At 54.7% G+C, this 14,557-nt stretch carries 11 protein-coding genes; 4 read left to right on the top strand and 7 right to left on the bottom strand.

Annotated elements, in window-relative coordinates:
• The first annotated feature begins 286 nt into the window (after nt 1-286).
• The 4 genes from MOY_RS06130 to MOY_RS06115 all read left to right on the top strand — a co-directional run bounded on the left by MOY_RS06130 (nt 287) and on the right by MOY_RS06115 (nt 5,554).
• Nucleotides 287-1,762 (top strand): SLC13 family permease, encoded by a 1,476-nt coding sequence (locus MOY_RS06130; protein WP_009097671.1) that lies wholly within the window; start codon nt 287-289, stop codon nt 1,760-1,762.
• An 83-nt stretch (nt 1,763-1,845) separates the two neighbouring features.
• On the top strand, nt 1,846-2,082 hold the full coding sequence (locus MOY_RS06125) for a hypothetical protein (RefSeq protein WP_009097669.1): 237 nt from the start codon (nt 1,846-1,848) through the stop codon (nt 2,080-2,082).
• Between the two features lie 270 nt (nt 2,083-2,352).
• On the top strand, nt 2,353-3,561 hold the full coding sequence (locus tag MOY_RS06120; RefSeq protein ID WP_009097665.1) for an ABC transporter substrate-binding protein: 1,209 nt from the start codon (nt 2,353-2,355) through the stop codon (nt 3,559-3,561).
• A gap of 235 nt (nt 3,562-3,796) precedes the next feature.
• Nucleotides 3,797-5,554, top strand: a complete 1,758-nt coding sequence (locus tag MOY_RS06115) for a methyl-accepting chemotaxis protein (RefSeq protein ID WP_009097663.1) — start codon at nt 3,797-3,799, stop codon at nt 5,552-5,554.
• Nucleotides 5,555-5,641: 87 nt separating this feature from the next.
• Here the strand turns inward: MOY_RS06115 and MOY_RS06110 are convergent, their stop codons facing one another.
• From MOY_RS06110 to MOY_RS06080, 7 genes are all read right to left on the bottom strand, one after another.
• Nucleotides 5,642-6,967: a branched-chain amino acid ABC transporter permease gene (locus tag MOY_RS06110; RefSeq protein ID WP_009097661.1), complete on the bottom strand. Its 1,326-nt coding sequence runs from the start codon at nt 6,965-6,967 to the stop codon at nt 5,642-5,644.
• A complete protein-coding gene (locus MOY_RS06105) occupies nt 6,967-7,971 on the bottom strand; it encodes a branched-chain amino acid ABC transporter permease (RefSeq protein WP_009097656.1) in 1,005 nt (334 codons plus the stop codon). The genes MOY_RS06110 and MOY_RS06105 overlap by 1 nt, the downstream gene beginning before the upstream one ends.
• A gap of 16 nt (nt 7,972-7,987) precedes the next feature.
• A complete protein-coding gene (locus MOY_RS06100) occupies nt 7,988-8,710 on the bottom strand; it encodes an ABC transporter ATP-binding protein (RefSeq protein ID WP_009097655.1) in 723 nt (240 codons plus the stop codon).
• Nucleotides 8,711-8,813: 103 nt separating this feature from the next.
• On the bottom strand, nt 8,814-9,584 hold the full coding sequence (locus tag MOY_RS06095; protein WP_009097654.1) for an ABC transporter ATP-binding protein: 771 nt from the start codon (nt 9,582-9,584) through the stop codon (nt 8,814-8,816).
• Between the two features lie 53 nt (nt 9,585-9,637).
• Nucleotides 9,638-11,074, bottom strand: coding sequence for a sodium-dependent transporter (locus MOY_RS06090; RefSeq protein ID WP_009097653.1), 1,437 nt, complete (start codon nt 11,072-11,074; stop codon nt 9,638-9,640).
• Between the two features lie 274 nt (nt 11,075-11,348).
• Complete coding sequence (typA, locus tag MOY_RS06085) at nt 11,349-13,190, bottom strand: translational GTPase TypA (protein ID WP_009097652.1); 1,842 nt, start codon at nt 13,188-13,190, stop codon at nt 11,349-11,351.
• A 238-nt stretch (nt 13,191-13,428) separates the two neighbouring features.
• A complete protein-coding gene (locus MOY_RS06080) occupies nt 13,429-14,394 on the bottom strand; it encodes a tripartite tricarboxylate transporter substrate binding protein (RefSeq protein WP_009097651.1) in 966 nt (321 codons plus the stop codon).
• Between the last annotated feature and the right edge of the window lie 163 nt (nt 14,395-14,557).

Here is a 14,557-nt window from a genome sequence, read left to right as displayed (position 1 = left end):
CCCATTAAGCAGGTAGACTGGTGAACCATACCATGCACGTTAAACATTACGGAGATGTCTATGCCGCAATCCGCCTTTAACATGCTTCGGGCGTTGGCCAGCGGGCCGTAAGCGCCATATTTAATGCTGATTATTCCATTTGAGACCATGGCATTTCGCTAGCAAGACTTGGCTGGCGTAATCGCTTGCGACAACAGCAGGTACAGTGGTTTGCCGAGGTTTGGTTTGCCGATAGAGATGAGTTAAAAACGCTCACGCGAGCCGTTTTATTAAGGAGGTAACGACCATGGACGCGCCGACTAACGCCCTACGCTGGCAGCGACGCAAAATCACCGTAGGGTTGCTGGGCGGCCCCCTGTTAGCGGTGATATTGCTGGTGTTGGGCGCGCCCGACGGCATGCCAGTCGCTGCATGGCGTGTCGTCGCCCTTACGGCGTGGATGGCGGTATGGTGGATTCTGGAGCCAGTGCCGATGCCGGTGACCGCGTTGTTGCCCATAGCGCTATTACCGCTGCTGGGCGTGGTCGATGTGAATGCAGCGGCTGCCCCCTACGCAAACCCGCTGATATTTCTCTTTTTGGGCGGCTTTATGCTGGCGGAGGCGATACAGCGCTGGAACCTTCATCGACGGATTGCCTTGGGCGTGTTGACCGTGGCAGGCAAGCGCCCGGACCATCTAGTCGCCGGATTTATGGGGGCAACAGCGCTCCTTAGCATGTGGGTAAGCAATACCGCGACAGCGGCGCTGATGGTGCCGATTGGATTGTCGGTTCTTACGCTGCTTGAACGCAAAGGCAGCGCTTTGGATCAGCGCCCCATGGAGCTTTGTTTGCTGTTGGGTATTGCCTTGGCAGCCAATATTGGTGGAATGGGGACACTGATTGGTACGCCGCCTAACGCGTTACTAGCGGGCTTTATGGCAGATAACTACGACATCGAGATCGGCTTTGCCCAGTGGATGCTCGTCGGAGTGCCGCCTGCGGCGCTGCTATTGCTGGCTGGCTGGTGGCTGCTCACACGCTGGGTTTATCCTGTGCCGCGTTCACCGCTAGAGGGGATCGCTACAGTGCTGTCGCAGCAGTCAGAAGACCTAGGCCGGATGACCCGTCCTGAGCAACGCGTTGCCGCCGTATTTGCATTGGTAGCGTTGGCGTGGATGGGGCGTCCGGTGCTGGAAAACTTGACCGGCTTGCCGCTCAGCGATGGCGGTATTGCCGTGATGGGCGCGTTACTGCTGTTTGTGATTCCGGCCCGCTGGAGACAGCGCCAATTTTTACTCGACTGGAAAAGCGCGCAGAACCTCCCCTGGAGCGTGTTACTGCTGGTGGGCGGTGGGCTTAGTCTAGGCAGCGCCATCGAAAGCTCAGGGTTAGCCGAGGAGGTGGCTAACATGATGGCCATGTTTGCAGGCTGGCCTATTTGGGCGATGATTTTCATGGTGGTCGTCACCGTTATGCTGATGAGCCACGTGACCAGTAATACCGCCACCGCGGCTGCTATTATACCGCTAGCAGCCGCGCTGACGGTGAGTATGGAGCAAAGCCCACTCCTCCTTACCGTACCGGTTGCCATGGCCGCCTCTTGTGCCTTTATGTTGCCGGTCGCTACGCCGCCCAATGCCGTTGTGTTCGGCAGTGGTAAAGTGCAAGTGATTGATATGCTGCGTGCCGGGGTAGTGATGAGCTTGGTTGCCGTTGGGGTTATCTGTGTAGCGGTATTTGCGCTTGCAATGCCGGTATTAGGGTTTGGCTGGTGGCAGTAGCGACCTGTCGCGTTCAGGGTTATCCCGTTAAACAGGTACACTGGTCAACCACATTACGTACGTTAAACATGACGGAGATGTCTATGTCGCAACCCGCCTTTGACATGCTGCGGGCGCTGGCCATTGGGTCGCAAGCGCTGGGATTAATGCTGATTATTACCTTGGAAACGGTGATGGGCGATGCCGCCCGCCCCTGGCAGGGTGTTGTGCTTGCCATTATGGTGGCCGCCGCGCTGGCTATTGCGCTGGTAAGGCTTTACCGCCGAAATCGCCTGCGTAAGCAGCAGGCGCAGCGGCTTGCTGACCATGACGATGACTAACACTGGGCGCTGTTACCCCTGCTGCTGTTAGCTACTGGTGGCGATGGGGGCTGTCTTGATGGCGGGGTGCTCCTATGCGTGGGTTCGTCTTGATCAGTGGAGGCACGGGATACGTGGCAAGGCAAACGCGCTTCCCAGGCGTCAGCTTTAAGTAAATTGTAAATTAGCGTTAGAAACCGTTGCTTGTGTTTTTTGCGTTGCGGTTCCAGATTAAGAGGAGTCCCACGCTGGACGGTTGGGGCACTTAACATACTGGGAGCGACCAATAATATGATTAATAAGCGCGCATTAGCCACCGCCGTGGCGGCCTCATCACTGGCCTTAACGGGCATGGCCCAGGCGGAAGTCAAAGTTGGCTTCTTGGGCGGCTTTACTGGCGGTATTGAGAGCCTGACGCCACCGATTTTTGAAGGTGCTCAGCTTGCGGTGGCGCAGGTGAACGAGCAGGGCGGTATTTTAGGCGGCCAAACGCTGGTGATGCCATCAGGAGATACCACCTGCTCCGATGCTTCGGCGGCCTCTAACGCCGCCGATCGCATGGTGAACTCCGAGCAGGTCACGGCGATTGTAGGTGCACTTTGCACTGGCGCCACTATTGCAGCGGCTAATAACGCGGCAATTCCTGGCGGCGTGTTGATGGTATCACCGGCGTCTACTGCGCCAGCGGTCTCTGAGCTGGATGACAATGACCTGGTTTTCCGTACCGTACCTTCAGACGCTTTCCAGGGCGAAATGCTGGCCAAGCTGCTGCTTGATAAAGGCATCGACTTCGTCGCCGTCACCTACGTTAACAACGACTATGGCCGCGGCCTGTCGGATGCGTTTAGCGCTGCGTTTGAAGAGGGCGGCGGTGAGATCGCTGACAATCTCGCCCACGAAGATAACCGTGCGGACTACCGCTCTGAACTAGGGTCACTCTCCGTTAGCGGTGCTGATACTCTCGTCGTGCTGGCTTACGCGGATACTTCTGGCCAAACCGTGCTGCGTCAGGCCTATGAAAGCGGTATGTTTACCCAGTACGTGGGTGCCGACGGCATGGTGGGTGATAGCCTTATCAACGCCATTGGCGCTGACGTGCTGGACGGCATGATCGCTACCCGCCCCGGCAGCCCCGACTTGCCAGGTACCGAGATTTTCAATGAAGCGGCTGAAGCCGCCGGTATCGACCCCAGCGCAGTGTTTGCCGCCCAGGCATATGATGCTGCCTTCCTGGTGGCGCTGGCCATTGAGCAAAACGGTAGCGCAGAGCGCGAAGGGTTAAGCGAAGCGTTGCGCAGCGTCTCCAGCGCACCGGGTGAAATTATTTTACCGGGAGAGTGGGAAAAAGCGGTGGAGCTGATTGCCGCAGGTACCGAAATCAATTACGAAGGCGCCTCTGGCTCCCACGAGTTTGACGAGAACGGTGATGTGCCCGGCGTTGTGGTTGAAATGGTCGTAGAGAACGGCTCATTTACCAGCAAGGGCTTGGTTGAGCTCTAACTACTAACGAGTTGTTTTCTGAGCCCTTAACGCCGTAAGGCGTTAAGGGCTTTTTATTGCCTATCTTTTACTGTCTGTCTTTTACTGCCAATGTCAGCCCGTTTACTGGGTGTGTGCTTATGTCGCACAGACTTGATGAAGATCACCTGTTGCTCTTGTCAGGCGCGCTACTCTCGCGCTTCAAACAGAGCGTTGTCCCAACAACACGGACGATCTTGATCGGGGAAAAATAAAAATGAAGACAACACGGGGCCCACTGACCCGCCTATTTCACTGTATGGAAGGTAGCCTACAGTTCAAAATCATGCTGCTCGTACTCATGCCGCTGGTGCTCTCTTCTGGCTGCCTGTTGGTATTAGAGGGGGTTGATCGTTACCGCAACAATCAGGTGCAGGTTGAGCAGCAGCGTACCTTGCTAGTTGAAGCTAGGGAGCAGGGCGTTCGCAGTAGCGTTGAGTTGGCAAGCTCAATGATCCGAGAGATTCAGGCAACGGTAAGCAATACCCAGCGCGCTCAAGCGCAGGCTGTCCAGCTTCTTAGCAGCATGCGCTTTGAAAATGACAACTATGTGTTTGCCTATGAGATGGATGGCACGATGCTGGTGCAGCCGGCACTGCCTGAAAGCGTCGGCACGAATATGCTGGATGCGCGGGATGCAAGCGGGCGCGAAATGATTCGTGATATGGCGGTGCTGGCGCAGCAAGGGGGTGGTTTCTACCAGTACGATTGGCCGCACCCGGTGACAGGCAATGCCGAGCCAAAATACTCCTATGCCGAGGCCATCGATGGATGGGGTTGGGTGGTCGGTGCTGGTGTTTATGTGACGGATATTGATACGACGATGGCGGCGGTTGAAGCTGCGGCGATGGCTGATCTGAAAATGGCCTTTATTCGCCTTTGGATTATTGCCACGGTCATTAATCTTGCCATAACGGCATTGGCGATCTGGTTAGCGCGGCGCACGGTTAAACGGATCCGCCACACTTCTCATCACATCCAGGCAGTCGCTGCTGAGGTGGCTTCTGGTCGTGGCGATCTTACCCAGCGCCTACAGGTCACCAGCCGTGATGAAGTAGGTGTGCTGGCAGAGGATTTCAACCGTTTTTTAGCGCACATACAGTCCATGCTTAGCGATGTTAGGCACAGCGCCTTAACGGTTTATCAAGCGGCAGATAATATCGCGCAGGGTAGTGAGGAGTTAGCGACGCGCACCGACCAAGCAGCAGCCAGCTTGCAGCAGACCTCTTCGGCCATGGAAGAGATTACGTCAACCGTTGAGCATAATGCCGAGCATGCTCAAACAGCTGACCGAATGGTGCAAGACAGCGCTAGTGTTGTCACCCAGGGGCAAACAGCGATGGAAGATGTCGAGCGAACGATGGCCGATATCAAAGCCTCCTCTGGTCAAATCAGTGAAATTGTCACGCTCATTGATTCGATCGCTTTTCAGACCAATATCTTGGCGCTCAACGCATCGGTAGAGGCCGCCCGAGCGGGCGAGCATGGGCGAGGGTTTGCGGTTGTTGCCCAAGAGGTAAGAAAGCTGGCTCAGCGCTCTGCAGAGGCGGCTCAAGAAATTAAAACGCTGATCGCCACCTCGGTTGAGCACTCACAAAAGGGCAGCCAAATCGTGCAGCGGGCGGGTAACACAATGCGAGAGATTTTAGGCAGCGTGCATCAAGTGGCTACCGTCATCGCTGATATTAGCGCTGGCTCTAAAGAGCAGAGTGTCGGGGTGAGCGAAGTAAACACGGCTGTTGTACAGCTCGATGGCATGACTCAGCAAAACGCAGCGTTAGTTGAGGAGAGTACCGCCACCGCCAACCGCATGCGTCAGCAGGCAGAGCAGCTTAATACCTTGATAAGCGGCTTTGTATTGGGCGATGCCACTCCGACAGTGGGGCAGCTTCCCAACAATGGTCAGCCTTCGCGTAGTGCTCTTGCTGGCAATTCGCCTAAAAACGATTTGCTGCTCGCGGGCGATGACTTCTAGCCACTGAGCGCTTTTTGCCCCCTAATAGCAAAACGCCCTTAAGCCACTAGCTTAAGGGCGTTTTTTGGTTAGAGGTAAGTGCGATCGTTAACCGTGCTGCGATATTTTCTCAGGCAGCAGCCCTTTGGGGGCGAAGCGCAGCACCAGGGTAATGAGCAGGCCGATCACAAATACCCGTGCTTGGAGTGCTCGGCTTTCTAAGCCGCGCGGCGGCTCCCAGCCAAACCAGCCTTCGCCAATAAAGACCGCCATCTGCATTAGAGCTAATGCCAGCGGCTCCGACATGATCCAGATAATGTAGACCGCCACTGCGCCGAAAATGGTGCCTAAATTGTTGCCAGGGCCGCCCAGGATCACCATTACCAGTACCAAAAAGGTGTGGTTAAGCGGCAGATAGCCTTGAGGGTCGAACAGGCTATTAAACGTAGCCAGCATGCCGCCGCCAAGTCCCATCAAAATGCAGCCTAATACGAAAATTTCCAGACGGCGCTTATTGATATCTTTACCCATGGCCGCTGATGAGACTTCGTTATCGCGGATAGCGCGGATCATCCGACCCCAAGGAGCGTTATAGGCGCGGTGGAGCAGAAAGAAAATCACCGCGATCACCACCGCCGTAACCGATAGGTAGATTGCTCGCGACAGGGTGAAGCCTAGCTCAGCCGGGCCGGGGGTGGGCCAGGGGAGTGGGGAAACGGTGGCGGTACCGCGGGTTAGCCAGTCGGAGTTTTTCAAAAAGGCTTTGATGATCTCGGCAATACCCAAGGTGGCGATGGCGAGGTAGTCGCTACGCAGGCCAAGACACACATGGCCAATAAAGTAGCCAACCCCACCGGCTAACGCGCCGCCGACTATCCAGCCCGTCCAGGCAGGTAAGCCAAACCCACCCACGAACCCGGCTTGTGACTGAATTTGACTGGTCACATCGCGCAGTAAGCTGATGACCACTAAATAGAGCACCACTGCCAGTAATACGGCGATGATGGTACGCAAGGTTTTGGGAACGCCCAATCGGTGTAGCTTGGTAGCGCCGACTACCACCAGCGTCGCCGCGATGCCGTAAAGCAGTACGCGGCCCAGTTCGCCGGGTAGCTCGGTGCCCCAGAAAGCGTCATTCACCGGCACGCTGAACAGCATGGCGCAGAAGCCGCCTAACGCTACAAAGCCCATTACCCCTGCGTTGAACTGCCCGGCGTAGCCCCATTGAATGGTTAACCCCAAAGCTAAAATGGCATAGCAGGCAGCCTCTACCAGCATGCGCGTGCTGTAGGCGGCGCCCATTATGGCGTATACCGCCAGCACAGCGACCAATAGCGCACCAAACAGCATTAGCTCCCGCAGCGGAAAACGGCGCCCAGTGGTGGAGTCTTTGGGCGTGTAATCAGGGTTACGCGTTTGTGTGGAATGGCTCATTAGATCACCTTGCCCTTAAACAGTCCGGTAGGACGCCACACCAGGATGGCCACCAGAATAAAGAATGGCACCACTATCTTATACTCGGTGCCCACGAAGGCGAGATTGTTAGGCAGCTCAAGCCAAGCCGGGAAGCTGTCGCGGAAAGGGCGCAGCAGTACATTCCAGTTAAATACCGCCAGGGTTTCAGCAAAGCCCACCACAAAGCCGCCGGCAATGGCGCCATAGGGGTGACCAACGCCGCCTACAATGGCCGCTGCGAAAATCGGTAGTAGCAAGAAGAAGCTAAGGTCAGGTTTGAAGGTCACATCCAGTGAGAGTAGGGTGCCAGCAATGGCCGCGAGCCCCCCTGCAATTACCCAGGTGACGGCCACAATGGTGTTGGTGTTAATACCTGATGCCTGGGCGAGCTCGGGGTTGTCAGACATAGCGCGCATTGCTTTGCCCAGCCGCGAGCGGTTAAGAAACAGGTGCAGGGCGATGACGGCTACCAGTGTAATCACAAACAGATAAATTTGCGGTTCGGTGATCACGATCGGCGCTCGTACGCCTTCAAAGGGCAGCGCAATGCGGAAAATTTCCTTGCGATCATCCACGTAAAGGCTTTGCCCGCTGGTGCCTGCAAATAGGCGAATAAGCCCCTGGAGCATCAGCGTCACGCCCAAGGAGCCAATCACCATGACGATGGGCTTAACGCCGTGAGCGCGCAGTGGCTTGTAAAACGCCTTATCAATACCCACCGCCAGCGCTGCGGTTAATACCATGGCCAGTGGCAACATAACTAGCGCCGTAGGCACGCCGATACTGGCGCCTGCGGCAGGAAAGGCCGTGGTGAGCAGGAGCACCATAAAAGCGCCAAAGGTCATCATGTCGGCATGAGCAAAATGGGCAAAGCGCATAATGCTGAAAATCAGCGTCACGCCAATCGCACCAATGGCATAAATAGAGCCGGTGACACTGCCTGCAATCACCACGTTATTAATAAAAAAGACCAGTTCGTTCACGCGTTTATCCCCCGGGCTAGCCGCCCAAAAAGCTTTTAGCAACATCAGGGTTGGCAAGCAATGCAGCCCCGGTATCCGTAAAGCGGTTCTGGCCTGCCGCCAGCACAAAGCCTTTGTCGGCAATGGCTAACGCCTGCTTTGCGTTCTGTTCGACCATTAAAATACCCACGCCTGCGGCGTTGATTTTTTTCACCCGGTCGAAAATTTCGTTCATGTAGAGCGGCGAAAGCCCGGCAGTCGGCTCATCCAGCAGCAGCAGGCTGGGCTCGGCCATTAGCGCGCGGCCCATGGCCACCATCTGGCGTTGGCCACCAGAAAGCTCGCCTGCAGGCTGGTGGCGCTTTTCCACCAGTGGTGGAAAGAAGTCGTACACCTGCTCTAGCATACGCTTCACGTTTTGCGGCTTGAGGTAGGCGCCCATCTCCAGGTTCTCTTTAACGGAAAGGCTGGGGAAGACGTTTTTTTCCTGGGGTACAAAGCCCATCCCGCGTTCAACCAGCTGGTTAGGGGGAAGGTTATGGATCGGCTGGCCGTCGAGCAGTATCTCGCCTTGATTAACGTTTAACAGCCCAAATACGGCTTTAAGCATGGTCGATTTGCCAGCGCCGTTAGGGCCAACAATCACGCCCACTTCATCGGCGTACAGGGTCATATTAACCCCGTTTAAAATATTCATACTGCCATAGCCGCCGTGCACATCGCGTGCTTCTAGCAGTGGCTGTGATTGCGTTGAAGACATAGAAAGCGTCTCTGTGAGAGTGTCTCAGCAGTGCCGCCTACGGGATAACCAAGGCGACCGTGTTGTTTTGTTTATCGTTTAACGCGCTGTTTAGCCGTGTTATTTAAGCAGCATCGGTGCCGAAATAAGCCTCGATGACCGCAGGGTTATTCTGTATCTCTTCAATATGACCTTCTACCATGACGCTGCCCTGGGCCAGCACAATGACGGGGTCGCACAGCCGGGAAATCATGTCCATATCGTGTTCAATGACCAGGAAGGTGTAGCCCATTTCGCGATTAAGCCGCTCAATGTTGCCCATCAAGTCGCCTAGCAGCGTACGGTTCACACCCGCCGCAATTTCATCTAGCAGCACCACTTTGGCGTCGGTCATCATGGTGCGGCCAAGCTCTAATAACTTTTTCTGGCCGCCGGAAAGGTTGCCGGCCAGCTCGTTTCGCACATGGTGTAACCCGACGAACTCAATCACCTCCAGGGCGCGTTGGCGCACGTCAGCTTCCTGCTGGCGCACTAGCCCAGGTTTAAACCAAGTGTTGAATAAGCGCTCACCTGCCTGGTTAGGCGGCACCATCATGAGATTTTCCAGCGCACTCATCTGGCTGAACTCGTGGGCAATCTGGAAGGTGCGTAGTAAGCCCTTGTGAAAACGCTGGTCAGCACTTAGCGCCGTTATATCCTCGCCGTCTAACAAAATACGGCCACTGTCGGGAGTGAGGGCGCCCGCAATTAAGTTAAACAGGGTAGATTTCCCGGCACCGTTGGGGCCGATCATGCCAGTGATTGAGCCTTTTTCGACGCGAATTGAGCAGTCGTTGATGACCTGTAGCCCACCGAACGCTTTATTAACATGTTGTACTTCGATAAGCGGTTTCATGGTGTCCTCGCGCTGCAGGCGACTGTGCCGCCGCCTGCGTTATTCGTATTGTATTAGGAAGCCGAGTTGCGCAGCCGTTGGCTAAGCGCAAATGCACCGACAATGATGAGCGCCCCAAGTGTGGGGATGACGTAGCCTTCCACGTAAGGAATGGTGCGTAAAAAAACAAACGAGACGGCTGCCGGGCCAACAAAACGCACCAAAAACCGCCACACCATGAACCAGGTTTTATTGGTGCCCAGCTCTTTCATGACTTCGCTTTGGGTAAGCGCCCAGCCTGCAAAGAGCGCAATCATCAGCCCGCCCAGCGGCATAAAGATATTGGTTAATAGCTCAATGAAGTCAAACGCGCTGCGTCCAAACAGGGTGTGGAAGATAGTGCCCTCAGCCCATACGTTGAAGCTCACCACGGTGAGTAGCCCCATCGCCCAGGCCGCGATAACCATGATCGTGACCGCTTGGGGGCGAGTCATATCAAAGCGCTCGACTAAAAAGGCTGCCACCGGCTCAATCAGCGAGATAGACGAGCTGATCGCAGCGCCCAGCACCAAGATAAAGAAGACGCCGCCCACCAACGCACCAAACGGCATATCGGCAAAGGCCAGCGGTAGCGTGACAAACATTAGCCCCGGGCCCTGGCTAGTCTCAAGACCTGCACCAAATACCAGCGAGAAAATCGCCAGACCCGCCACCATCGCCACGGCAGTATCCACAAATGCGACGGCAATGGCGGTGCGGGTTAGCGAGGCCTCGCTGGACATGTATGCGCCATAAGCCATGATGGCACCCATACCAAGACTGAGTGTAAAGAACGATTGGCCCATGGCCTGTAGCCAGCCCTCAAGGCTTAGGTCGCTGATGTTGAAGGTAAACAGGAAGCTGGCTGCTGCGCCGACATCACCGTTAATAATCCCGTAGATAAGCACCAGAATTAAAATGGCAAACAGGGCTGGCATCATAATCCGCAGGCCCGCTTCAATGCCTTTGTGGATGCCCATGGCAACAATCAGGGCCGAGGCGGCAATAAATAGCGTGTGGTAGAGCGTCATTAACCCGGGTGACGCCAGCAGCGCATTAAAGCCGTCGCCAATGGTCTGTGCATCCGCCCCCACTAGCTCGCCTGTCAGCATCAGCCAAGTGTAGTGCAGTGCCCAGCCTGCAATAACCGAATAAAAACTTAGAATCAGAAAGGCCGATGCTGCCCCCAGCCAGCCAATGGATTCCCATGCGCGTGAGGTTTTATGGGTTTTGGTTAAGTGTCGCATGCCCATAATCGGGCTTTGGCGGCTGGTACGGCCGAGCATGGTTTCGGCAATCAAAATGGGTATGCCCACAGCAAAAATCGTTAAGGCATAAACTAAAATAAACGCCCCGCCGCCGTTTTCACCGGTGAGGTAAGGAAACCGCCAGAGATTGCCAAGGCCGACGGCAGAGCCAACTGCTGCCAATAAAAAGGTGCCTTTGTGAGTCCAGACGTTGTGACCGCTCATGTGAAGGTGTGCCCATGTGCTGGTGGTTGGATAGATGTCTTAAACCAAACACCTGTATGAATTGCAAGATGCCAGCGGGCCGGGGCCGTGCTGAAGTTAGCGCTACTTTGCGATAGAACGGATAAGCTTTCCAGCCCACTAGCGTTTAGGCTGCGTTAATTGAACTACTTGGCGTGGTATGGAAAAGCTAGGTGGGCAGGTAAATAGTCTATAAAAGAGAAACCCGCACTAAGGCGGGTTTCTGGGGGCTTTCTTAACGCTTATTTGCTAAAGATTATTTCTTGCTAGAACGCTTGCGCTCGTTTTCCGTCAAGTGCTTCTTACGCAGACGAATGTGGGTCGGTGTGACTTCTACCAGCTCATCGGAATCCAGGAATTCAATGGCCTGCTCAAGGGTGAACTTGATCGGCGGCGTCAGCACGATGTTTTCATCGTTACCCGTTGAGCGCATGTTATCGAGCTTTTTACCCTTGGTCGGGTTAACCACCATGTCGTTGGCACGGTTGTTAATACCGATAAGCATGCCTTCGTACACTTCGGTGGCATGATCGATAATCAGCTTACCGCGTTCTTGCAGAGCGTAAAGCGCATACGCCAGGGCTTTGCCGCCTACCATTGAGACCAAGACGCCATTGCGACGCTCGATAGACGCATCGGGCTTCAGCGGGCCGTAATGATCAAAGCGGCTGGTCAGAATGCCGGTACCTGAGGTTAGCGTCAGGAACTGGCCACGGAAGCCAATCAAGCCACGAGCAGGAATGATGAAGTCCAAACGAACGCGGCCTTTACCATCCGGGTTCATATTGGTCATCTCGCCTTTGCGGTAGCCAAGCTCTTCCATGATTGAGCCCTGGTGCTGCTCTTCACAGTCGATGATGACTTCTTCGTAAGGCTCTTGCTTAACGCCGTCGATCTCTTTGATGATGACTTCTGGGCGGCCAACGGCTAGCTCAAAGCCTTCACGGCGCATGGTTTCAATCAGTACCGACAGGTGTAGCTCACCACGGCCGGAAACTTTAAATTTCTCCGGGGTTTCGCCCTGCTCAACGCGAAGCGCCACGTTGTGAATAAGCTCTTGTTCCAGACGATCTTTAATATTACGACTGGTGACGAACTTGCCTTCTTTACCGGCGAACGGTGAATCGTTGACCTGGAATGTCATCGAAACGGTCGGTTCGTCAACGGACAGCGGCGGCAGTGCTTCAATCGCACTCGGGTCGCACAGCGTGTCAGAGATTGATAGATCTTCGATGCCGGTAACGCAGACGATATCACCCGCGGTGGCTTCGGTGGTTTGTACACGCTCAAGGCCCATGTGGGTCATAACCTGACCGATTTTGCCCTTACGCGTAGTGCCGTCAACGCTGATGACTGAAATCTGCTGGTTAGGCTTCACCGAGCCACGCTTGATGCGGCCAAGGCCGATAACGCCTACGTAGCTGTTGTAATCCAGGGCGGAAATTTGCATCTGGAAGGGACCGTCGATCTCAACTGCGGGCGGCTCAACAATATCAACAATTGCTTGGAACATGGGGTCCATGTTGTCGGCCAGCTCTTCCGGGTCCATGCCGGCGATACCGTTTAGTGCCGAGCAATAGATGATAGGGAAGTCGAGCTGCTCGTCGGTTGCGCCTAGGTTGTCGAATAGATCGAAAATCTGGTCAATAACCCAATCAGGGCGTGCGCCTGGGCGGTCAATTTTATTAACGACCACGATAGGACGAAGACCCTGGGAGAACGCTTTTTGAGTAACAAAACGCGTTTGCGGCATGGGGCCATCAACCGCATCGACCAGCAGCAGAACGGAATCCACCATGGACATAACCCGCTCGACTTCGCCACCGAAGTCGGCGTGCCCAGGGGTGTCTACGATATTGATGTGGTAATCCTTTCCGTTGCCATCTTGCCACTGAATAGCCGTGTTTTTGGCTAGGATGGTAATGCCGCGCTCTTTTTCCTGGTCATTGGAATCCATAACGCGCTCTTGGCCTTCGGCCTTGCGGTCGAGCGTGCCAGACTGGCTTAACAGTTTGTCTACCAGGGTAGTTTTACCGTGGTCAACGTGAGCGATGATGGCAATGTTGCGAAGATTATCAATTGACGGGGTAATGCTCATAGGGAAGCTCTATCGATTAGATTGGCACCTATGGATACATTTTTTAAGAGTCCCTAGGCGCGGTTAGGGAAAATGGGCGAGCATTGTACCTACTAACCTGCTGGCGGGATAGTTTCTTTGCATGTTCGAGACGTAGTTAGCGTTTTATATAAGCATAATATAAGCATAACAAGGGCATAGCGCCCTCTGGATAGTGATATCCGAGGGCGCTGTATCAACGTATATTCAGTGAGTTGGGTTAATCGTCAGACGGTACGCCACCCATGCGCTCTAGCAATTCGCGGTAGTTTTCTGACTGCGAGAAAAGCATCTCGGTGGCTTCTTCTTCGCCGCGGAAATGCACGGGCATCAATATCCGTTCTTCGGTGATTTCGATAAAGCGTTCGTCTTGTGTTGCCGCTTCAAGGGCTTCTGCTAGTCGTTCAACATGGCTGTCGGGTGTGTTTTTAGGAACGACCACAACACGAAAATCAGATGTGTCGATATCGTAGCCAGCTTCCATAACGGTGGGGGCGTCGGGGTAAGCGAATAAGCGCTCACCGTCCATGCTCAAGAGAACAGGCATTTCTCCGCTATCAGCGTAGCCCGAGTGGGTGCCGCCACTGTACGCAAAGTCAACGTCGCCAGACAGAATCAGCGGCGCCATGCCGCCGCCGCCAGCGGTGGGTACAATGCGTAGATCGAGTCCTTCCTGTTCCATGATGTACTCAATCACCAGCCTGTCCAGCGCGTGCTGAGTGGCGTAGCTGGTGCCTGGATTTTCCCGCGCGTATTCGATCAAGTCTTCCCAGCTGTCACCAAACGGACGATCTTTGCCCGTCACTAATGCATGTTGCACTGTCGTTATACTGGCAACGTAGCGAAAGTCGTCGAGCGTAAAGTCAGTGTCATGGGCATGCGGGGCAAACGTGAGCGTGCCATTTGTGCCAGCGTAGACAAAGGTATGGCCTTCATCCTGGTTGTGCATTAAACGCGTCAGCGAAATCGCACCGCCAGCGCCTGGTTGGTTAACCACGTTAACCGGTTGGCCAAGCTCTTCGGATAGCACATTAGCCAAGACGCGAGCCTGTATGTCGGTACTGCCCCCTGGGGCAAATCCGATCACCAGCGTAAGAGGGCCGGAAGGGAATTGGTTGTCAGCCTGGGCGGTGAAGCTCATCGTGAGTGCAAGTGTTGCAGTAGCAAGTGTTTTCTTATTAAACATTCCGCTTTCCCCTGATTGTTAATAGATACAAAAATGGTGGCGTAACCAAGTGCTTCATAACGATAAAATGGAGCTTGGTACCCTGGTTCTTATGATAGACATAAAGCCTAAAAAGACGACCCTTTCAGCAGGGGTTGACTTCGACGCTAAAAATAAAATCGAA

The sequence above is a fragment of the Halomonas sp. GFAJ-1 genome, assembly GCF_000236625.2.
Taxonomy (GTDB): domain Bacteria; phylum Pseudomonadota; class Gammaproteobacteria; order Pseudomonadales; family Halomonadaceae; genus Vreelandella.
Note: the sequence above shows the minus strand (reverse complement) of the source record. Positions and strands in the feature narration are given on the sequence as shown.

Coding starts and splice junctions, on each gene's coding strand:
- MOY_RS06130 (WP_009097671.1), top strand. CDS start 287: ATGGACGCGCCGACTAACGCCCTACGCTGGCAGCGACGCAAAATCACC.
- typA (WP_009097652.1), bottom strand. CDS start 13,190: ATGAGCATTACCCCGTCAATTGATAATCTTCGCAACATTGCCATCATC.
- MOY_RS06110 (WP_009097661.1), bottom strand. CDS start 6,967: ATGAGCCATTCCACACAAACGCGTAACCCTGATTACACGCCCAAAGAC.
- MOY_RS06080 (WP_009097651.1), bottom strand. CDS start 14,394: ATGTTTAATAAGAAAACACTTGCTACTGCAACACTTGCACTCACGATG.
- MOY_RS06120 (WP_009097665.1), top strand. CDS start 2,353: ATGATTAATAAGCGCGCATTAGCCACCGCCGTGGCGGCCTCATCACTG.
- MOY_RS06125 (WP_009097669.1), top strand. CDS start 1,846: ATGTCGCAACCCGCCTTTGACATGCTGCGGGCGCTGGCCATTGGGTCG.
- MOY_RS06115 (WP_009097663.1), top strand. CDS start 3,797: ATGAAGACAACACGGGGCCCACTGACCCGCCTATTTCACTGTATGGAA.
- MOY_RS06100 (WP_009097655.1), bottom strand. CDS start 8,710: ATGTCTTCAACGCAATCACAGCCACTGCTAGAAGCACGCGATGTGCAC.
- MOY_RS06095 (WP_009097654.1), bottom strand. CDS start 9,584: ATGAAACCGCTTATCGAAGTACAACATGTTAATAAAGCGTTCGGTGGG.
- MOY_RS06090 (WP_009097653.1), bottom strand. CDS start 11,074: ATGAGCGGTCACAACGTCTGGACTCACAAAGGCACCTTTTTATTGGCA.